The following is a 19,876-nucleotide window of genomic DNA, read 5'->3' as shown; positions in this document are numbered from 1 at the left end:
GCGGGTTTTTGCTTTTCTGAGGAAAAAAAACCCCGCCACAGAGCGGCGGGAAAATTAGTGAAATGACCGTTTGCTGTAGCAAACTTTGATTTATGTAGTTGTCATGCCAGGTCGGGTATCACGGGATAACGAGGCAGCGTGCAGAGTGCCGTTCACGTCATCCACCGGGCCGTACCGGATACCCGTCCCGCCTCAGGCTGTAAGGCGGTTTACCCTGAACACGCGCTATTTTATACGTCGCGACGCTAACAAGAATTAGACGAAGCCGTAGTACGGACGTAAATCTGTGAATTACAGGGTAGATTAAGAAAACAGCGTGCTTTAAGCGGGGCGTAAGCGTAAAAAGCCCGCCGGGCGGCGGGCTTGATGGAGACGGTTATTGCAGAATGGAGATATCGGCCACCTGCAGGAACAGCTCACGCAGTTTCGCCAGCAGCGTGAGGCGGTTGATACGCACCTCGCGATCCTCCGCATTCACCATCACCTTCTCGAAGAACTCGTCCACCGGCTCGCGCAGCGAGGCCAGTTCGATCAGCGCATCCTGATAGCGTCCTTCCGCAAACAGCGGCTGCAGTTTGTCGCGCATGACCGACACCTGCATCGCCAGACGGATTTCCGCATCATCCTTCAGCACCGCCGCCTGGACGCTCTCGTTCAGCGTCTCGTCAGACTTGGCAAGAATGTTGGACACGCGCTTGTTGGCCGCTGCCAGCGCTGCGGCTTCGTCGAGGGTACGGAAGTGGGACACCGCTTTCATACGCGCGTCGAAATCTGCCGGACGGGTCGGACGACGTGCCAGCACCGCCTGAATGGTGTCGACGGTGTAGCCCTCTTCCTGATACCAGGCGCGGAAGCGACCGAGCATAAAGTCGATCACGTCGTCGACCACGTTAGCGTTGGTCAGCTTGCTGCCGTACAGGCGAACCGCTTCTTCGGTGAGGGTCTGCAAATCAAGCGGCAGATTTTTCTCCACGATGATGCGCAGCACGCCCAGCGCAGCACGGCGCAGCGCGAACGGGTCTTTATCGCCTTTCGGATGCTGGCCGATGCCAAAGATGCCCGCCAGGGTATCCATTTTATCGGCAATCGCCACCGCACAGGCCACCGGGTTAGACGGCAGCGCGTCGCCCGCAAAGCGCGGCTGGTACTGCTCGTTCAGCGCTACCGCAACGTCTTCGGCTTCGCCATCGTGACGGGCATAGTGCATCCCCATCACGCCCTGGGTGTCGGTAAATTCGAACACCATGTTGGTCATCAGGTCGCACTTGGAGAGCAGCCCGGCGCGGGTCGCGTGATTGACGTCTGCGCCAGTCTGGCCGGCAATCCAGCCGGAGAGTGTCTGAATGCGGTCGGTTTTATCACGCAGCGTGCCCAGCTCTTTCTGGAACAGTACGGTTTCCAGACGCGGGAGGTGATCTTCCAGGCGCTTTTTACGGTCGCTGTTAAAGAAGAACTCGGCGTCCGCAAGGCGTGGGCGCACCACTTTCTCGTTACCGGAGATAATCTGGATCGGATCTTTCGATTCGATATTCGCCACGAAGATGAAGTTCGGCAGCAGTTTGCCGTCGTTGCCGTAGACCGGGAAATACTTCTGGTCGCCCTTCATGGTGTACACCAGCGCTTCCGCCGGCACCGCGAGGAATTTCTCTTCGAATTTGGCGGTCAATACTACCGGCCACTCGACCAGCGAGGTCACCTCTTCCAGCAGGCTGTCGCTCAGATCGGCATTACCGCCAATCTGACGTGCCGCGGCTTCCGCATCTTCTTTGATTTTGGCTTTACGCGCGTCGTAGTCGGCGAGCACCTTGCCGCGCTCCAGCAGGATCTGCGGATACTGATCGGCGTTATCGATGGTGAATTCCGGCTCGCCCATAAAGCGGTGGCCGCGGATCACGCGCGCCGACTCGATGCCCAGAATCGTGGCCGGGATCAGCTCGTCGCCAAGCAGCAAGGTCACGGTGTGAACCGGACGCACGAACTGCACGTCTGACGCGCCCCAGCGCATCAGTTTCGGGATCGGCAGTTTCGCCAGTGAGGTGGCGATCATGTTCGGCAGCAGCGCCTGGGCGCTTTCGCCCTTAACATGAGCGCGGTACACCAGCCACTCGCCTTTGTCGGTGACAAGGCGGTCGGCCTGGTCAACGGTAATACCACAGCCGCGCGCCCAGCCTTCGGCTGCCTTGCTCGGATTGCCGCTGGCGTCAAACGCCGCGGATACCGCAGGGCCGCGTTTTTCAACTTCACGATCCGGCTGGGACGCCGCCAGATTCGCGATTTTCAGCGCCAGGCGGCGCGGTGCGGCAAACCACTTCACTTCGCCGTGGGCAAGGCCCGCCGCGTCGAGTTCAGCGGTAACGTTAGCAGCAAAGGACTCGGCCAGGCTGCGCAGGGCTTTTGGTGGCAGCTCTTCGGTGCCGATCTCCACCAGAAAGGTTTTTTCAGACATGGCAGCCTCTTATTTGTTCTTGTTGCACATCGGGAAGCCGAGGGCTTCACGGGAAGCGTAATAGGCTTCCGCCACCGCTTTGGTCAGCGTGCGGATGCGCAGGATATAACGCTGACGCTCCGTCACCGAAATCGCTTTGCGGGCATCCAGCAGGTTGAAGCTGTGCGCTGCTTTCAGAATACGTTCGTAGGCCGGCAGCGGCAGCGGGTTTTCCAGTGCCAGAAGCTGCTGCGCTTCTTTCTCGTACTGCTCGAAGCAGGTGAAGAGGAAATCCACGTCGGCGTATTCGAAGTTATAGGTGGACTGCTCCACTTCGTTCTGGTGGAACACGTCGCCATAGGTGGTTTTGCCCAGCGGGCCATCGCTCCACACCAGATCGTAGACGCTGTCTACGCCCTGAATGTACATCGCGAGGCGCTCAAGGCCGTAGGTGATCTCGCCGGTCACCGGCTTACACTCAAGGCCGCCAACCTGCTGGAAATAGGTGAACTGCGTCACTTCCATCCCGTTGAGCCACACTTCCCAGCCCAGACCCCATGCACCCAGCGTCGGGTTTTCCCAGTTATCTTCCACGAAACGAATGTCGTGAATCGTCGGATCCATACCCAGCTCTTTCAGCGAGCCCAGGTACAGCTCCTGAATGTTGTCCGGTGACGGCTTAATGATCACCTGGAACTGATAGTAGTGCTGGAGACGGTTCGGGTTTTCGCCGTAGCGACCGTCAGTCGGACGACGAGAAGGCTGAACGTAAGCGGCCGCGATAGGCTCCGGGCCAAGCGCGCGCAGACAGGTCATCGGGTGAGAGGTGCCGGCGCCCACTTCCATGTCCAAAGGTTGAACAATGGTGCAGCCCTGGCGAGCCCAGTAATCCTGAAGCGTCAGGATAAGGCCCTGGAAGGTCCTGGTATCAAACTTTTGCATAATATTTCGTGCTGGATACGGTGGTTGGAAATGGAAGCGGTAAGTATACCCGTTGACCGCAAGATATACAGCCTCAATCCTTGTCCAATACCGGCGCGGGCCGGTGAAATGCCAGCTTAGCGCATGGAAAGATGCAAAAACGCGCCTTTTTCATCAAAAGTGCAGGTAAACCCTTCATCACGCAACGTATTGCCGCGCAGTTCATAGCTGCGCTGGAACGATTCGATATCCGCCACGTTAATGCCGCGACGGTCGGTGTTATAGCGGTGGGAGGCTTCATCGATGCACAGCTGCGTCATGGCAAACGGGCGCGGCGAAGCGGCGGCATGGTGGCGATGGTGCGGATCGGACGCCGGCCTGTCGGCGCTGCATCCTGTCAGGCTGACGGCGACCAGCAGCAGTACGGCAGCGCCGCGAGTGGGTGAGATCATCATTTTTTGTTATCGTTCCGTTAACTAACTATTCTTCTTGAGGCCAGACGTGTGACCGGACAACCATTCTGTAAACGCGGCCGGGCGGCTGACAACGCCCTAAGCCAAATCTCGGACTGATCCTGGTCAACGCGGCATCAGCCCTGCGTAACGTTTTACGGGCGGGCACTATTGAGGATGGTACAGAGGCACTGATGCAGCAAAAAATTTACTGGATTGATAATCTCCGAGGGATCGCATGCCTGATGGTGGTGATGATTCATACCACCACCTGGTACATCACCAATCCTGGCAGCATCAGTATGCCCGACTGGGAGTGGGCCAACGCGCTCAACGCTGCGTCACGGGTCAGCGTTCCGCTGTTCTTTATGATTTCGGGCTACCTGTTCTTCGGCGAACGCAGCGCGCAGCCGCGCCACTTTCTGCGTATTGGACTGTGCCTGGCGTTCTACAGCGTGCTGGCGCTGCTCTATATCTGGCTGTTTACCTCAATCAATATTGAGCTGGCGCTGCGCTATCTGTTTCAGAAGCCGGTGTTTTATCACCTGTGGTTTTTCTTCGCGATAATCGTGATTTACCTGGTGTCGCCCCTGATTCAGGTGCGTCAGGTTCGCCCGCGAATGCTGCTGGTGCTGATGGCAGTTATCGGCGTGCTCGCCAACCCCAACACCGTCTCGCATAAAATTAACGGCGTGGAGTGGCTGCCGGTTAACCTCTACATCAACGGCGACACCTTCTACTACGTTATCTACGGCGTGCTGGGCCGCGCTATCGGCATGATGGAGACGCGCAGCCGCCGCCTCAGCTGGCTGTGCGGCGCGCTGTTCATCGCGGCGGTGTTCGTTATCTCCCGCGGGACACACCATGAGCTGCTGGTGCGCGGCAACTTTGCCGATACCTGGTATCTCTACTGCGGGCCGATGGTGTTTATCGCCGCGGCCAGTCTGTTTGTGGTGGTGAAAAACACCCTTGCGACGCGGCCCGTACCGGGGTTGAGCCTGATATCCCGCCACTCGCTGGCCATCTACGGTTTTCACGCCTTTATCATTCACGCCCTGCGCACAAGGGGCGTGGAGCTTACCGCCTGGCCGGTGCTGGATATCGCGTGGATTTTTACCGTCACCCTGGCGCTGAGCCTGTTGCTGTCGATGGGGCTGCAGCGCATCGACACCCGCCGCTACGTCAGCTAGCGCGCTGCCGGGCTCGGTAGAGCTGTCGCGGTGAGGAGAACCCCGCCGCCCGCGCCGCCTGCTCAATGCCCTGCCCCTGAAGCAGGCACTGCTCGGCCACCGCGAGGCGCAGCTGCTCCAGATAGTCCCGCACGCTGATACCCAGATGCTGCTGAAACAGCCGCGTCAGGTGGCGGGCGCTGACGTGAACGCGATCGGCCAGCGTCGTCAGCGACCAGTCATCCTGCGGGGTAGCGGTCAGCAAATCCTGCGCCCGATGAATGGCCGGATGTATATGGTTACGGTAGCGCAGCCACGGCGAAAGCTGGAGATCGTCCCCGGAGCGGCGAAACCAGACCACCATTTCTCGCGCCACTTCCAGCGCGGCCCGCGGGCCATACAGGCGATGGATCAGGTGGAGGCTTAAATCAATGCCGGACGTGATGCCCGCGCTGCTCCAGATGCCCCGATCTTCAACGAAAATGCGGTTATCGCGCACGATTGCCTGTGGAGCGGCGGTTTTAAGGCGTGCGATAACATCGTGGTGCGTAGTGCACTGCACGCCGTTCATCAATCCCGCCCGCGCCGCCAGCAGCGCCCCGGAGCAAATACAGACCAGCGACATATCGCCACGTTGCAACGCGGGCTGCTGACGGGTCAGCCAGCGTCGCACCGCTTCCGCCTGCGGCGTATCAAACTGGTAGCGCGAGTCCGACACCCCAGGGATCACCAGCAGGCTGCCGGGTGGAAGCGCGTCGGGCAGCGGTGCAATGCCGCCCATGGTCAGGCCCAGCGAGGTCGCTACCTCCCGCTCCGGGCCAATGTAATGCAGCGAAAAATGCTCTGGCGCGAGGGAAAACGTCTCTGCCGGCCCGGTCATATCCAACGCCAGCATTCCGGGCAGCATGACAAACCAGACATCCGTTTTCATGTAAGTGACTCCAGGCATTCAGCGACGGTAAGCGGCGTAGCAAAGCGCCCCGCCAGCACGGTTTCAGTGCGGTGCCGCAGGGCATCGACGTCAAGGGTGATGCCCTTGTGGGTCATGGGAAACGTCAGGGTCGCCTCCGTCACAAAGGTTACGCGATACCCCAGATCGGACGCCACGCGTGCGGTGGTTTCGCAGCACTGTTCGGTTCGAATTCCACAGATAACCAGATGCTGGCAGTCGTGCAGCCGCAGCCAGCGGTCCAGCCCGGTGCCGGTGAAGGCGTTATGCACCTGCTTTTCGAAACGCGCCGCGGGGGCGTGAGTTAAAAACGGCATCGGCCTGACGTGGCCTGAGGCAGAGGAAAACACACCCTCCTCTTCGACGTGAAAAATATCCACAACCGGCATCTGGCGCGCCTGTGCACCGGCGATCAGCGCGCTGATTGCCTGCTGGAAGGCCGGAAAATCCGCGTCCTGCCACGAAGTGCTGTGGAAGAACGAACATTGCGTATCGATATTGAGTACTGCGCTTCGGGTCATTTCAGGCCGCCTTCTCTGTGGGTGTAGCCCAGTATTGCAGGGAAGCACACACCGCATAAGACCAGAAAAGGACATGAAAATGTATATCCGGGACAACATGCGTGAGGCGAAAGCGCGGGGGCGCGGCGAACAGGGGTGAAAATGCCTGTCCGGCGAGGCGGCCGCACAGGCAGTCGTTATGGCGGGTTATGACATCAGCGGCAGCAGCTGCTGATAGATCTGGCGGAAGGTTTCACGCCGTCCGGCATAGCGCTCATGGCGCGCGATGTCAGGCTGATGCTGCTCCTCAAGCGGCAGCTGGGGAAGCAGGTCGTGCAGCGCTCGCCCCTGAGACAGCGCTATCTGGGCCAGACGTGCCGCACCCAGCGCCGGGCCTACGTCGCCGCCGGTGCGGTAATCCAGCCGCTGTCCGCTAATATCGCAGAGCATTTGCCGCCAGTAATGGCTGCGCGCCCCGCCGCCGATAAGCGTCACGCTTTCCGGTGCAATGCCGCAGGCGTGTACGGCATCCATGCCGTCTGCCAGCGCGTATCCCACGCCTTCCAGCACGGCGAGCGCCAGCTCGGCCGGGCCGTGCTGGTGCGTTAAGCCAAAGAAGACGCCTTTTGCTTCCGGATTGTTATGTGGGGTCCGCTCTCCGGAAAGGTAAGGTAAAAACCACACTACCCCCGCGTTATCATCCGCCTGCTGTGCGGCCTCAAGCAGCGCCGGTACGCCCGTCATACCGGTAAGCCTGGCGGCCCAGTCAAGGCAGGAGGCAGCGCTGAGCATTACCGACATCAGATGCCAGCGGTTGGGCAGCGCGTGACAAAAACTGTGCACCGCCTGCTCCGGTTTGCTGCGAAACCCGTCGCTGACCGCGAAATAGACTCCCGACGTTCCCAGCGACAGCATCGCCTGCCCCGGATCGACCATCCCAACCCCGACGGCACCCGCCGCGTTGTCGCCACCGCCTGCCACTACCGGCACCGCAGGCATACCCCAGGCCTGCGCGATATCGGCCTTCAGCACACCGGTTATTTCACTGCCTTCAAACAGCGCCGGCATCTGCTCACGGGTGAGCTGGCAGGCCTCGAGCATCACGTCACTCCAGTCGCGCTTTGCCACATCAAGCCACATGGTGCCCGCCGCATCGGACATATCGCTGGCGAACTCGCCGGTCATGCGTAGCCGCAGATAGTCCTTGGGTAACAGTACCTTGTCGATCTGGCGAAAAACCGCCGGTTCGTGCCGTTCAACCCACAGCAGTTTGGGCGCGGTGAAGCCCGGCATCATCAGATTTCCGGTGATACGCCTCGCGTCGGCGACGTTATCCTCCAGCAGGGCGCACTCCTCTGCGCAGCGTCCGTCGTTCCATAAAATCGCCGGGCGTAGCACCCGCTGCTGGCGGTCAAGCAGCGTGGCGCCGTGCATCTGCCCGGCCAGCCCCAGCGCTTTTACCGTATTGAGTGGATACTGCGCGCCCAGCGCGCGCATTGCCATGTCGGTGGCCTGCCACCAGTGCTCAGGATCCTGCTCTGACCACAGCGTATGCGGGCGGGAAACCGTCAGGGGCTGACTGCTGGAGGCCAGCAGCTCCCCCTGCTCATTAAGCAGAATTGCTTTTACACCCGATGTGCCAAGATCGATCCCGATGTACATGATGGCGGCTCCTCTGGGTGCGCCGCTAATGCGGCGCAGTGCCTTTATTTATCAAACAGATAGTGGTTTACCAGGTTTTCCAGCAGCTCCTGATGACCGCTCTGATGACGCGGCGCTAAGTTGTGCTGCTCAGCGTACTTCGCCAGTTCGGCGAGGGTAAGTTGGCCCTTCAGGATTTGCTGACCCAGTTCACCATTCCAGCCCGCGTAACGCTTCGCCACACGCTTATCCAGCTCGCCCGCTTCAATCATGCGCGCGGCAACTTTCAACGACAGCGCCATGGTGTCCATCGCACCAATGTGCCCGTAGAACAGGTCGTACTTATCGGTGCTCTGACGGCGCACTTTGGCATCGAAGTTCAGGCCACCGGTGGTGAACCCGCCCGCTTTCAGGATTTCGTACAGCACCAGCGCGTTCTCTTCGACACTGTTCGGGAACTGGTCGGTATCCCAGCCCAGCTGCATGTCGCCGCGGTTGGCATCCACCGAACCGAAGATCCCCAGCGCGATGGCGGTGGCGATCTCATGATGGAAAGAGTGCCCCGCAAGGGTGGCGTGGTTGGCTTCGATATTGAGTTTGATCTCTTTTTCGAGGCCGAACTGCTTCAGGAAGCCGTACACGGTCGCCACGTCGTAGTCGTACTGGTGTTTCGTCGGCTCCTGCGGTTTCGGCTCGATGAGCAGCGTCCCGCGAAAACCGGTTTTGTGCTTGTGCTCCACCACCATCTGCATAAACCGGCCGATCTGTTCGCGCTCCTGACGCAGGTCGGTATTGAGCAGCGTTTCATACCCTTCGCGCCCGCCCCACAGCACGTAGTTTTCACCGCCCAGCGTGCGGGTGGCGTTCATGGCGTTCACCACCTGAGTACCGGCCCAGGCGAACACCTCCGGATCCGGGCTGGTTGCCGCACCTGCACCGTAACGCGGGTGGGTAAAGCAGTTCGCCGTCCCCCACAGCAGCTTCACGCCGCTTTGCTGCTGCTTCTCGCCCAGCACGTCTACCATCTGCGCGAAATTGCTTTGATACTCGCGCAGCGAACCGCCTTCCGGCGAGACGTCAACATCATGAAAACAGTAGTACGGCACGTTCAGCTTGTGGAAGAACTCGAAGGCGACGTCGGCTTTTTGCTTCGCCAGCCCCAGTGCATCGCCCGCCTGCTGCCACGGACGTTCAAACGCACCGACCCCAAACATATCCGCACCGTTCCAGCAGAACGTGTGCCAGTAGCAGGCTGCGAAGCGCAGATGGTCTTCCATGCGCTTGCCCAGTACTTTTTCGTCGGGATTGTAGTGGCGAAACGCCAGGTGATTGGTGGTCTGCGGGCCTTCGTAACGTACGCGATCAAGCTCTTCAAAATAAGCGGGCATAATTAACTCCATCGTCCAGGATACGGTGTGCGTTGAGATTGAAATTATCCTGTATTTTCCCGACGGCCAGCTCAATTACGTTATTTCACACTGCGATTAAGAGAATACCCAAACGTGCGCTGGCTCGCAAAAGTCGGCCGATAATATTTACGAGGCGCCTTCCCGCTCATCATGCAATTATCAGCGCGCTTATTTTAAAAGCCGATCGCGGTCATACTTTGGCAAATAAACCAAAAAACATAAACGGAAGATAAAAATCTGTAATTGCGGTGTTTCCATAACGCGTTAAAAATCCCAACGTCGTTAATTGGCTCTTTCTTTACTTTTTATTTGTCAGCAACCGAAAAACTCACCCTACTACAGGTATTAACAATATGAAGATAAAGAACCTTTTCCTCACACTGTGCGCGACGCTGCTGCTTACCAGCGTCGGCAGCCAGGCCAAAGACATTAAAATCGGTATGGCTATTGACGATCTGCGTCTGGAACGCTGGCAGAAGGATCGCGACATTTTCGTCAAGCAGGCTGAATCGTTAGGCGCAGATGTATTTGTACAGTCCGCGAACGGCAATGAAGAAACGCAAATGTCGCAGATTGAAAATATGATCAACCGCGGCGTGGACGTGCTGGTGATAATTCCTTACAACGGCCAGGTATTAAGTAACGTCGTGAAGGAAGCGAAGCAGGAAGGAATCAAGGTACTGGCCTATGACCGCATGATTAATAACGCCGATATCGATTTTTACATTTCGTTTGATAATGAAAAAGTGGGTGAACTTCAGGCCCAAAGCCTGCTTAAGAAAGTGCCTCAGGGCAATTATTTCCTGATGGGCGGCTCACCTGTCGATAATAATGCCAAGCTGTTCCGCGAAGGCCAGATGAAAGTGCTTAAACCGCAGGTTGATAGCGGAAAAATCAAAATCGTGGGCGACCAGTGGGCAGACGGTTGGTTACCGGAGAACGCGCTGAAAATTATGGAAAATGCCCTGACCGCAAACAATAACCATATTGATGCAGTAGTGGCCTCGAACGATGCCACCGCGGGCGGCGCTATCCAGGCGCTGAGTGCGCAGGGTCTGGCCGGTAAGGTCGCGATTTCCGGTCAGGATGCCGATCTCGCTGGCGTAAAACGCATCATCGCCGGTACCCAGACCATGACCGTGTACAAACCCATCACCGAGCTGGCGACTACCGCGGCCACCATTGCGGTTGAGCTGGGCAATGACAAACAGCCGCAGTCAAACGCCACCCTGAACAACGGCCTGAAAGAGGTGCCGTCTCGCCTGCTGACGCCGATTGAAGTCGACAAATCCAACATCGACAGCACCGTCATCAAGGATGGTTTCCACAAGAAAAGCGATCTCTGACCGATACGCCTCTCGCACCCTGCGGGAGGCGTCTGACACGGCATCTGTAGCGGCTGCGGAGGAGTTATGCCTTATCTGTTGGAAATGAAAAATATCACTAAAACCTTCGGCGTGGTGAAAGCGCTGGATAACATCAGCCTGACGCTCAACGCTGGCGAAGTGATGTCGCTGTGCGGCGAGAACGGCTCAGGCAAATCGACGCTGATGAAGGTGCTGTGCGGGATCTATCCCCATGGTAGCTATCAGGGCGAAATCTGGTTTGCCGGCGAAAAACTGGAGCCGGAACACATTCGCGACAGCGAGCGTAAAGGTATCGCCATCATCCACCAGGAGCTGGCACTGATTAAGCACCTGACGGTGCTCGAAAATATTTTCCTCGGCGCCGAGATCGCCCGCCGCGGCGTGCTGGATTACGACGCCATGACGGTGCGCTGCGAGAAGCTGCTGGGCCAGGTGAATCTGCGGGTTTCGCCGCACACCAAAGTGGCGGACCTCGGACTGGGGCAGCAGCAGCTGGTGGAGATCGCCAAAGCGCTGAACAAGCAGGTGCGGCTGCTGATCCTCGATGAGCCAACCGCGTCGCTCACCGAACAGGAGACCGCGCTGCTGCTGGATATTATCCGTGACCTGCAACAGCACGGCATCGCCTGCATCTATATTTCGCACAAGCTGAACGAAGTGAAAGCCATTTCGGACACCGTCTGCGTGATCCGCGACGGGCAGCATATCGGCACGCGCGACGCCACCGGCATGCGTGAAGAGGAGATCATCACCATGATGGTGGGCCGTGAGCTGACGGCGCTCTATCCAGCGCGCAAGCATCAGCCCGGTGCCGAAATACTGCGCGTGGAACATCTTACCGCCTGGCACCCCGTCAACCGCCACATTCGCCGGGTTAATGACGTGTCGTTTTCATTACGCCAGGGCGAGATTCTCGGCATCGCCGGGCTGGTCGGCGCCGGGCGTACCGAAGCGGTGCAGTGCCTGTTTGGCGTCTGGCCGGGGCGGCGCGAAGGTACGTTTTTTATCAACAACCAGCCGGTGGAGATAAACCGCTGCCAGCAGGCGATTGCGCATGGCATCGCCATGGTGCCTGAAGACCGCAAAAAGGACGGCATCGTGCCGGTGATGCCGGTTGGGCAAAATATCACCCTGGCGGCGCTTGGCCGTTTCGCCGGGCCGCTGAGCGCGCTGGACGATGCCGCCGAGCAGCAGTGCATTGCTCAGTCCATTCAGCAACTCAAAGTCAAAACCGCCTCTGCGTTACAGCCTATTGGCCGCCTGAGCGGCGGGAACCAGCAAAAAGCCATTCTCGCCCGCTGCCTGCTGCTTAACCCACGCATTCTGATTCTTGATGAGCCGACGCGCGGCATTGATATCGGTGCCAAACAGGAGATTTACCGGCTGATTCATCAGCTGGTAGAGCAGGGCATCGCCGTGATTGTTATCTCTTCGGAGCTGCCGGAAGTGCTGGGGCTGAGCGACCGCGTACTGGTGATGCACGAAGGGCAACTTAAAGCCGATTTACTCAACCACAACCTGACACAGGAGCAGGTAATGGAAGCCGCGCTCAGGAGCGAACGTCATGTCGAAAAGCAACCTGTCTGAAATGAAAATCGCCGCCCCGCTGATGACGCCGGGCGGGCGCCTGAAGTCCATGAATCTTCAGGTCTTTGTCATGATTGCCGCCATCGTGGCCATCATGCTGTTCTTTACCTTCATGACCGATGGCGCCTACCTGAGCGCCCGTAACGTCTCCAACCTGCTTCGCCAGACCGCCATTACCGGCATCCTGGCCGTCGGGATGGTGTTTGTGATTATTTCGGCGGAGATCGATCTCTCCGTCGGTTCCATGATGGGGCTGTTGGGCGGCGCGGCGGCGATTTTTGACGTCTGGCTGGGCTGGCCGCTGCCGTTGACCATCGTCGTTACGCTGCTGCTCGGCCTGTTTCTGGGCGCATGGAACGGATGGTGGGTCGCCTACCGCAAGGTGCCATCCTTTATCGTTACCCTGGCGGGGATGCTCGCCTTCCGCGGTATCCTGATCGGCATCACCAACGGCACCACCGTATCGCCCACCAGCGCAGCCATGTCGCAAATTGGTCAGAGCTATCTGGCGGACAGCCTTGGATTCATCATCGGTGTGTTCGGCCTGCTGCTGCTGATGGCATGGCAGTGGCGTGGGCGGGTTCGCCGCCAGTCGTTAGGCCTTGCGGCGCAGCCGGCCAGCGGCATGGTGGGCAGACAGGCGTTTATCGCCGTCGTGGTGCTTGGCGCCATCTGGCTGCTCAACGACTACCGCGGTGTGCCGACGCCGGTGCTGATTCTGGCCCTGCTGATGCTGGCGGGTATGTTTATGGCATCCCGCACCGCGTTTGGCCGCCGCATTTACGCCACCGGGGGCAATATCGAGGCGGCGCGCCTGTCGGGGATCAACGTCGAGCGCATCAAGCTGGCGGTGTTTTCCATCAACGGGCTGCTGGTGGCAGTGGCCGGGCTGATTCTCAGCTCACGCCTCGGGGCTGGCTCGCCGTCGGCGGGCAATATTGCCGAGCTGGACGCTATCGCCGCCTGCGTCATCGGCGGTACCAGCCTGGCAGGCGGTATCGGCAGCGTGGCCGGGGCGGTAATGGGCGCGTTTATCATGGCCTCGCTCGATAACGGCATGAGCATGATGGACGTTCCGACCTTCTGGCAGTACATCGTCAAGGGCGCCATATTGCTGCTCGCGGTATGGATGGATTCTGCCACCAAGCGCCGGGCGTGAGCGTAAAGTTCCGGCTGCATCACACTGCCCGCCCGCGTTACGCCGGGCGGGCGACGAATATGCTATTAGATAGAGGATAAGCTTTCAGGAAAACAACAACATGTTCGAAAAACGCCACCGCATTACGCTGTTGTTCAACGCCAATAAAGCCTACGACCGTCAGGTGGTGGAAGGCGTTGGAGAGTATTTGCAGGCCTCCCAGTCAGAGTGGGATATTTTCATTGAGGAAGATTTTCGGGCACGCATCGAAAACATCAAAGAGTGGCTGGGCGACGGCGTGATAGCCGATTTTGACGACAAGGAGATCGAACAGCTGCTCGGCGATGTGAATGTCCCTATCGTCGGCGTCGGCGGCTCCTACCATCTGCCGGAGCACTACCCGCAGGTGCATTACATCGCTACCGACAACCATGCCCTGGTTGAGAGCGCGTTTTTACATCTCAAAGAGAAAGGCGTCCACCGGTTCGCCTTCTACGGGCTGCCCAACTCCAGCGGCAAACGCTGGGCTGCCGAACGGGAGCATGCGTTTTGTCGTCTGGTGGCGCAGGAACAGTATCGCGGCGTAGTGTATCAGGGGCTGGAAACCGCGCCGGAGAACTGGCAGCACGCCCAAAACCGTCTCGCGGACTGGGTGCAAACCCTGCCCCCTCAAACCGGCATCATCGCCGTAACCGATGCTCGCGCCCGCCATCTGCTTCAGGTCTGCGACCATCTGCATATTCCCGTTCCAGAAAAGCTGTGCGTTATTGGTATCGATAACGAAGAGCTGACCCGCTATCTGTCCCGCGTGGCGCTGTCGTCTGTTGCTCAGGGGACGCGCCAGATGGGCTATCAGGCGGCCAAGCTGTTGCATCGCCTGCTGGATAACGAAAATCTGCCGCTCCAGCGGGTGCTGGTGCCGCCGGTGCGGGTGGTTGAACGCCGCTCAACTGACTACCGCTCGTTAAACGATCCGGCGGTGATTCAGGCGATGCACTATATCCGCAACCACGCCTGCAAAGGCATCAAGGTTGAACAGGTGCTGGATGCCGTGGGTATCTCGCGCTCAAACCTGGAGAAGCGCTTTAAGGAAGAGGTGGGCGAAACCATTCATGCGGTTATTCACGCCGAAAAACTGGAAAAAGCGCGCAGCCTGCTGATTTCCACCTCGCTCTCTATCAACGAGATTTCACAGATGTGCGGCTACCCTTCCCTGCAATATTTCTATTCGGTGTTTAAAAAAGAGTATGGCACCACGCCGAAGGAGTATCGGGAACGCTATAGCGAAGTGGCGGTGCTGCCCTGAACGCGGTGGCGCGGCGTGCAGCCACTCACCGTCGTTAAGCGCAGAAAAAGAAAAACCTGGCCGAATGGCCAGGTTTTTTTGCTGAGCGAGGCGCCTTAGTTTGACGGCATCAGGTTGCGATTATCCTGATACATAGCAAACAGGTAGTTGTTGTAGCTCTGCCCTTTAGTGGAGTAGCCCTGCAACTTGTGAATCATGTTGGTCGCCGTAACTTCCTGATCTGCACGACGCAGCTGCGCGCGTGACTTACGGAACGAGCTGTACGCCTGGTGCGTATTCAGGTTCATCGCGTAGGCGTTAACCGACTCTTTCAGCGATCCGTAATGCAGGTAGCCCTTCACCTTGCCCGGTTCGCTGTTGCAGTGGCGCTGCGCGCAGCGCATGCCGAACAGGTTATTGTTAGTGCGCGCCAGCTTCGACGTGCCCCAGCCGCTTTCCGCCGCTGCCATCGTGGCAACCATACTGGTTGGAATGATGTCGACGCGCTCAAGCAGGTTGTTCCACGGAATGTGGCGCGTATTGCCGCTCCACTTCACCTTGTAGCGCTGGGTAATATCCTTGAGGCGCGCGCGCTCGGAAGGCGACCAGCGTTTCTCATACTGCTTTGAGATAAGCCAGTTGCGCTCGGCGGTAATGGCCGCATTTTGACTGGTAATGTATGGCATCACTGTCCGGAGAAACGCTTTTTTTCTTGGGGTTCCGGAAGGGTATTTTCGCAAGTCAGGAAGTGAACTGCTTACACTATTGCGAGAATACTCTTTTTTACTACTAGCCAGCTTCTTACCGTGTGTGTTTGTCTTCTGGAGCTGATGATGCGATGTTTTCTCATGCTGTTGTGCCAGCACCTCACCGGATAAACCGAGAGTGAACAACATCAGTATCGCAGCCCCGAATCGTCGAATTCGAGTCGATATCATTAGGTCTCCTGGTCGGATAGACGCATCCCAACACCTTATTTTTAATTGAAATTCAGGATTTGAATCCCAAATCATACCAAAAATAATACTCGAGGGCACGTTTATGAATAATCTAATTCTTAAAACTTGTCACGCATGATTTTTATAACGTGCTGTAAAGTGATGGAAAAAATTTAATTTATGTCCATATGCACCGTTGCGTGAGCGGGATCACTCAACCTCACGTTTCATCCCCTTTTCTCAGCGTCCAGGATGAGGCTGTAACCCGCGCCAGCTGCGACAATGCACAAAAAACGCCCACTGGAGACCGCCATGAAGCCCGCTGCACTCACCCTGTTGCTGTTCCCCATAATGAGCTGGGCCAGCTGGTCGCTGCCTGGACTGCCCGAGTTTACCGACCAGGGCAGCGGAGTGTTTGTCTCTAAGGGCGAATTGCCGAAAGGCGCCCTGCCGCTGCGATTCGACAATGACGGAACCTGCTGGCAGCCCGCCGGTGCGATAAAGCTCAATCAGATGCTGTCGCTCACGCCATGCCAGGGTGACGCCCCGACGTGGCGTCTGTTCCGCACCGGGCAGTACAGCGCGCAGATCGATACCCGCTCAGGCACGCCGACGTTAATGTTGAGCGTGGCGCAGGATGCGGAACGCACGCCCGTTGACGTGGTACGCCAGTGTCCGCGCTGGGACGGCACGCCGGTGACCGTTGAGGTAAACGACACCTTCCCGGAAGGCAGCGAAGTGAGAGATTTCTACAGCGGTGCCACCACGGTGGTGCGCGACGGGAAAGTCACCCTGATGCCTGCCGATAACAGCAACGGTCTGCTGCTGCTCGAAGCGGCGAGTACCGCCCAGCCGGCACCGTTCAGCTGGCAAAACGCCACGGTCTATTTCGTCCTCACCGACCGCTACGTCAACGGTAACCCGGACAATGATGGCAGCTATGGTCGTCATAAAGACGGGATGCAGGAGATTGGCACCTTTCACGGCGGCGATTTGCAGGGGCTGACCAGCAAGCTCGACTATCTGCAGGCGCTCGGCGTCAACGCCTTATGGATTAGCTCGCCGCTGGAGCAGATCCACGGCTGGGTTGGCGGCGGTACCCGGGGCGACTTCCCGCACTACGCCTATCACGGCTACTACACCCAGGACTGGACCCGGCTGGATGCAAACATGGGAACCGAAGACGACCTGCGTCAGCTGGTGGACGAGGCCCACCGGCGCGGTATTCGCGTGCTGTTTGACGTGGTCATGAACCATGCCGGGTACGCGACGCTGGCAGATATGCAAACCTTCCAGTTTGGCGCGCTCTATCTCAACGAAGCCGAGCGTAAAAAAATTCTCGGCGAACGCTGGACCGACTGGCGTCCGACGGGCAACCAGACGTGGCACAGCTTCAACGACTATATCAATTTCAGTGACAAAGCCGCCTGGGATCGCTGGTGGGGCAAGGCGTGGGTGCGCACCGATATCGGTGACTACGACAATCCGGGCTTTGACGATCTGACCATGTCTCTCGCCTTCCTGCCCGATTTGAAAACAGAATCAGACACGCCGTCCGGCCTGCCGCACTTCTACCAGCACAAGCCGGACACCGCGGCGAAAGTGGTGGCAGACTACACGCCCCGCGACTATCTGACCCACTGGCTAAGCCGCTGGGTGCGGGAGTATGGCATCGATGGTTTTCGGGTCGATACCGCGAAACACGTCGAGCAGCCGGCCTGGCAGCAGCTGAAAACCCAGGCCAGTGAAGCGCTCGCGGCGTGGAAGGCCGAAAACCCGCAGAAAAAGCTGGATGACGCTCCCTTCTGGATGACCGGCGAGGCCTGGGGTCACGGCGTGATGCAGAGCAGCTATTACCAGCACGGTTTCGACGCGATGATTAACTTCGATTATCAGGAGCAGGCGGCAAACGCAGCGGATTGTCTGGCGACGATTGACCCGGTATGGCAGCAGATGGCGGACAAGCTCCAGACGTTCAACGCCCTGAGCTACCTCTCCTCCCACGATACCCGCCTGTTCCGCGAAGGCGGGCCGCGCGGGGCTGAACTGCTGCTGCTTGCTCCCGGCGCGGTGCAGATTTTCTATGGGGACGAGACCCAGCGTCCGTTCGGCCCGACCGGTTCCGATCCACTTCAGGGCACCCGCTCGGATATGAACTGGCAGGACGCCGCCGGTGCGCAGGCCAGCACGCTGGCACACTGGAAAGTGCTCGGGCAGTTCCGGGCGCGCCACCCGGCGATCGGCGCCGGCACGCAAACGACGCTGTCGACGACGACGGGCTATGCATTTATCCGTCAGCACGGCGACGATAAGGTGATGGTGGTGTGGGCCGGCAACCGCGAGTAACGCGTCGGCGGGTGTGTCATCGCACCCGCCCGTTCCCTTTCCGGCCCATCAAAATAAAAAACCGTTAATTGCCACTACGGCACTACTTTACTCCAGGCAAGGCCGCCACCCCGATTTGCACCCCGCCAGATGTAGCGCTATGGTTAGCGACTTTCACACTTTGTATGACAGACCAACCGCTATGACGTTTTCCCTTTTTGGTGACAAATTCACCCGCCACTCAGGCATTACCCGCCTGATGGAGGATCTCAACGACGGCCTGCGCACTCCCGGCGCCATCATGCTTGGCGGGGGGAATCCGGCGCAAATCCCGGCCATGAACGCCTACTTTGATGCGTTGTTGGGGGAGATGCTGCAGAGCGGAAAAATCACCGAAGCGCTGTGTAACTACGATGGGCCTCAGGGTAAGAATGCCCTGCTGACCGGTCTGGCGCAGATGCTCCGGGAAACCTCGGGCTGGGACATAGGTCCACAAAATATTGCGCTGACAAATGGCAGCCAGAGCGCGTTTTTCTACTTGTTTAACCTTTTCGCCGGACGCCGTGCCGACGGCTCCACCAAAAAGGTGCTGTTCCCGCTGGCACCGGAATACATTGGCTACGCCGATGCCGGGCTGGAAGAGGACCTGTTTGTCTCAACCCGTCCGAATATTGAGCTGCTGCCCGAGGGGCAATTCAAATACCACGTCGATTTTGAGCATCTGCAGATCGGTGATGACACCGGGATGATCTGCGTGTCGCGCCCCACCAACCCGACCGGTAATGTGATTACCGATGAGGAGTTGATGAAGCTCGATGTGCTCGCCAACCAGCACGGCATTCCGCTGGTGATTGATAATGCCTACGGCGTTCCCTTCCCCGGCATCATTTTTACCGACGCGCGCCCGCTGTGGAATCCCAACATTATTCTCTGCATGAGCCTGTCCAAGCTGGGCCTGCCGGGTAGTCGCTGCGGCATCATCGTCGCTAATGAGAAAGTCATTGGTGCCATTCGCAATATGAACGGCATCGTCAGCCTGGCACCCGGCGGGATTGGGCCGGCCATCGCCTGCGAGATGATTGCGCGCAACGACCTGCTGCGCCTGTCCGAGACGGTGATCAAGCCCTTCTATCAGCAGCGTGTCCAGGAGACGGTGGCGACCATCCGTCGTTACCTGTCGCCGGAGCGCTGCCTGATCCATAAGCCAGAAGGGGCCATTTTCCTCTGGCTGTGGTTTAAGGATCTGCCGATTACCACCGAACTGCTGTATCAGCGCCTGAAGGCGCGCGGCGTGCTGATGGTGCCGGGCGACTATTTCTTCCCGGGGCTGGATAAACCCTGGCCGCATACGCACCAGTGCATGCGCATGAACTACGTTCCGGATCTGGATAAAATCGAAGCGGGCATCGCGATTCTTGCCGAAGAGGTAGAGCGCGCCTGGCAGGAAATCTCGTCGTAACGACAACCACTGTTTGCGCCTTCTGCCCGGAAGGCGCTTTCAGGGTTTCGTGCTTCACCTCAACCTTCAGAAAAAACAGCATTTTTTAATAATGTTTATTTATCACAGCGTTTACGTAGCCGATTATAAAAACATTGCAATATCATTTTACCTTAATTTAATAAAATATTAACCATCTCTTAACACTGAATTCAGCCAGACTAACAGACCAAGCGGTCAATATTTAATTTATTGATTTTAAATTAATTATTATTATTCTTGATGACTCTTAACGTTTATTAAATTTGATCTAAATCCCGATTAAAAATAAT

Annotated in this window: 15 protein-coding genes; 7 read left to right on the top strand and 8 right to left on the bottom strand. The window is 58.1% G+C overall.

The annotated features are described in order from the left end of the window. Positions 1-376 precede the first annotated feature (376 nt). The 3 genes from glyS to DW58_RS18710 form a co-directional block, all read right to left on the bottom strand. The gene (gene glyS, locus DW58_RS18720) at positions 377-2,446 is read right to left on the bottom strand and encodes a glycine--tRNA ligase subunit beta (protein WP_024548404.1); all 2,070 of its coding nucleotides are present in this window, start codon (positions 2,444-2,446) and stop codon (positions 377-379) included. 9 nt (positions 2,447-2,455) lie between these two features. Further along, positions 2,456-3,367 (bottom strand): glycine--tRNA ligase subunit alpha, encoded by a 912-nt coding sequence (gene glyQ, locus DW58_RS18715; RefSeq protein ID WP_024548403.1) that lies wholly within the window; start codon positions 3,365-3,367, stop codon positions 2,456-2,458. A 116-nt stretch (positions 3,368-3,483) separates the two neighbouring features. Continuing rightward, the gene (locus DW58_RS18710; RefSeq protein ID WP_081706470.1) at positions 3,484-3,801 is read right to left on the bottom strand and encodes a YsaB family lipoprotein; all 318 of its coding nucleotides are present in this window, start codon (positions 3,799-3,801) and stop codon (positions 3,484-3,486) included. 191 nt (positions 3,802-3,992) lie between these two features. On the opposite strand from DW58_RS18710, the gene DW58_RS18705 reads away from it, so the two are divergent. Further along, a complete protein-coding gene (locus tag DW58_RS18705) occupies positions 3,993-4,988 on the top strand; it encodes an acyltransferase (RefSeq protein ID WP_024548401.1) in 996 nt (331 codons plus the stop codon). On the opposite strand, the gene DW58_RS18700 is transcribed toward DW58_RS18705, so the two are convergent. The 4 genes from DW58_RS18700 to xylA form a co-directional block, all read right to left on the bottom strand. Continuing rightward, positions 4,981-5,898 carry a GlxA family transcriptional regulator gene (locus DW58_RS18700; protein WP_024548400.1) on the bottom strand — a complete coding sequence of 306 codons (918 nt, stop codon included), beginning with the start codon at positions 5,896-5,898 and terminating at the stop codon, positions 4,981-4,983. The genes DW58_RS18705 and DW58_RS18700 overlap by 8 nt on opposite strands. After that, positions 5,895-6,437: an isochorismatase family protein gene (locus DW58_RS18695; protein ID WP_024548399.1), complete on the bottom strand. Its 543-nt coding sequence runs from the start codon at positions 6,435-6,437 to the stop codon at positions 5,895-5,897. Before DW58_RS18695 ends, DW58_RS18700 begins: the two co-directional genes overlap by 4 nt. Positions 6,438-6,623: 186 nt before the next feature. Then, on the bottom strand, positions 6,624-8,078 hold the full coding sequence (gene xylB, locus DW58_RS18690; RefSeq protein ID WP_024548398.1) for a xylulokinase: 1,455 nt from the start codon (positions 8,076-8,078) through the stop codon (positions 6,624-6,626). 44 nt (positions 8,079-8,122) lie between these two features. Then, the gene (gene xylA / locus DW58_RS18685) at positions 8,123-9,445 is read right to left on the bottom strand and encodes a xylose isomerase (RefSeq protein WP_024548397.1); all 1,323 of its coding nucleotides are present in this window, start codon (positions 9,443-9,445) and stop codon (positions 8,123-8,125) included. A 374-nt stretch (positions 9,446-9,819) separates the two neighbouring features. On the opposite strand from xylA, the gene xylF reads away from it, so the two are divergent. From xylF to xylR, 4 genes are all read left to right on the top strand, one after another. Next, positions 9,820-10,812, top strand: a complete 993-nt coding sequence (xylF, locus tag DW58_RS18680) for a D-xylose ABC transporter substrate-binding protein (RefSeq protein ID WP_024548396.1) — start codon at positions 9,820-9,822, stop codon at positions 10,810-10,812. A 66-nt stretch (positions 10,813-10,878) separates the two neighbouring features. Continuing rightward, positions 10,879-12,420 (top strand): xylose ABC transporter ATP-binding protein, encoded by a 1,542-nt coding sequence (locus DW58_RS18675; RefSeq protein ID WP_024548395.1) that lies wholly within the window; start codon positions 10,879-10,881, stop codon positions 12,418-12,420. Next, complete coding sequence (gene xylH, locus DW58_RS18670) at positions 12,398-13,579, top strand: xylose ABC transporter permease XylH (RefSeq protein ID WP_024548394.1); 1,182 nt, start codon at positions 12,398-12,400, stop codon at positions 13,577-13,579. Before DW58_RS18675 ends, xylH begins: the two co-directional genes overlap by 23 nt. Positions 13,580-13,679: 100 nt before the next feature. After that, entirely contained in the window at positions 13,680-14,864 is a 1,185-nt protein-coding gene (gene xylR / locus DW58_RS18665) for a D-xylose utilization transcriptional activator XylR (RefSeq protein ID WP_024548393.1), read from the top strand. Positions 14,865-14,959: 95 nt separating this feature from the next. Here xylR and DW58_RS18660 read toward each other — a convergent pair whose 3' ends face one another. Beyond that, complete coding sequence (locus DW58_RS18660) at positions 14,960-15,781, bottom strand: protein bax (RefSeq protein WP_071789237.1); 822 nt, start codon at positions 15,779-15,781, stop codon at positions 14,960-14,962. Between the two features lie 312 nt (positions 15,782-16,093). On the opposite strand from DW58_RS18660, the gene DW58_RS18655 reads away from it, so the two are divergent. Together DW58_RS18655 and avtA are read left to right on the top strand one after the other, a co-directional pair. Continuing rightward, positions 16,094-18,127, top strand: coding sequence for an alpha-amylase (locus DW58_RS18655; protein ID WP_024548391.1), 2,034 nt, complete (start codon positions 16,094-16,096; stop codon positions 18,125-18,127). A 181-nt stretch (positions 18,128-18,308) separates the two neighbouring features. Further along, positions 18,309-19,565 (top strand): valine--pyruvate transaminase, encoded by a 1,257-nt coding sequence (gene avtA, locus DW58_RS18650; RefSeq protein WP_024548390.1) that lies wholly within the window; start codon positions 18,309-18,311, stop codon positions 19,563-19,565. Positions 19,566-19,876: the final 311 nt, after the last annotated feature.

The sequence above is a fragment of the Siccibacter turicensis LMG 23730 genome (genome assembly GCF_000463155.2).
Lineage (GTDB): Bacteria > Pseudomonadota > Gammaproteobacteria > Enterobacterales > Enterobacteriaceae > Siccibacter > Siccibacter turicensis.
The sequence above is the reverse complement of the archived record's forward strand: the minus strand, read 5'-3'. Positions and strand labels throughout refer to the sequence as shown.

What these genes read in the sequence shown, in the direction of transcription:
- glyS (WP_024548404.1), bottom strand. Translation starts at nt 2,446, where the DNA reads ATGTCTGAAAAAACCTTTCTGGTGGAGATCGGCACCGAAGAGCTGCCA.
- glyQ (WP_024548403.1), bottom strand. Translation starts at nt 3,367, where the DNA reads ATGCAAAAGTTTGATACCAGGACCTTCCAGGGCCTTATCCTGACGCTT.
- DW58_RS18710 (WP_081706470.1), bottom strand. Translation starts at nt 3,801, where the DNA reads ATGATGATCTCACCCACTCGCGGCGCTGCCGTACTGCTGCTGGTCGCC.
- DW58_RS18705 (WP_024548401.1), top strand. Translation starts at nt 3,993, where the DNA reads ATGCAGCAAAAAATTTACTGGATTGATAATCTCCGAGGGATCGCATGC.
- DW58_RS18700 (WP_024548400.1), bottom strand. Translation starts at nt 5,898, where the DNA reads ATGAAAACGGATGTCTGGTTTGTCATGCTGCCCGGAATGCTGGCGTTG.
- DW58_RS18695 (WP_024548399.1), bottom strand. Translation starts at nt 6,437, where the DNA reads ATGACCCGAAGCGCAGTACTCAATATCGATACGCAATGTTCGTTCTTC.
- xylB (WP_024548398.1), bottom strand. Translation starts at nt 8,078, where the DNA reads ATGTACATCGGGATCGATCTTGGCACATCGGGTGTAAAAGCAATTCTG.
- xylA (WP_024548397.1), bottom strand. Translation starts at nt 9,445, where the DNA reads ATGCCCGCTTATTTTGAAGAGCTTGATCGCGTACGTTACGAAGGCCCG.
- xylF (WP_024548396.1), top strand. Translation starts at nt 9,820, where the DNA reads ATGAAGATAAAGAACCTTTTCCTCACACTGTGCGCGACGCTGCTGCTT.
- DW58_RS18675 (WP_024548395.1), top strand. Translation starts at nt 10,879, where the DNA reads ATGCCTTATCTGTTGGAAATGAAAAATATCACTAAAACCTTCGGCGTG.
- xylH (WP_024548394.1), top strand. Translation starts at nt 12,398, where the DNA reads ATGTCGAAAAGCAACCTGTCTGAAATGAAAATCGCCGCCCCGCTGATG.
- xylR (WP_024548393.1), top strand. Translation starts at nt 13,680, where the DNA reads ATGTTCGAAAAACGCCACCGCATTACGCTGTTGTTCAACGCCAATAAA.
- DW58_RS18660 (WP_071789237.1), bottom strand. Translation starts at nt 15,781, where the DNA reads ATGATATCGACTCGAATTCGACGATTCGGGGCTGCGATACTGATGTTG.
- DW58_RS18655 (WP_024548391.1), top strand. Translation starts at nt 16,094, where the DNA reads ATGAAGCCCGCTGCACTCACCCTGTTGCTGTTCCCCATAATGAGCTGG.
- avtA (WP_024548390.1), top strand. Translation starts at nt 18,309, where the DNA reads ATGACGTTTTCCCTTTTTGGTGACAAATTCACCCGCCACTCAGGCATT.